The organism is Acinetobacter sp. CY73 (assembly GCF_059515865.1).
The window spans coordinates 18,597-18,820 of record NZ_JCAKMZ010000043.1 but is presented as its reverse complement, the minus strand read 5'-3'; positions in this window follow the sequence as shown (position 1 = coordinate 18,820).

The following is a 224-nucleotide window of genomic DNA, read 5'->3' as shown; positions in this document are numbered from 1 at the left end:
CTCAACTGATGGCTCTAGTCCTCTTATTTTTCAAGTCAATTTCTTATCCGCGATTCGGGTTATTTAAAATAGAGTACACATTCAACATTGAAACCATCTAAAAATTTAAAAAAAATCATAAAATAACCCGAATCCTGCTTAAGGAAATGAGATCATTCATCTTGAGACTTATCCATCATTTTGAGCATAAAAAAGTCTATGCTTTGGTCTGATAACACTAAAAA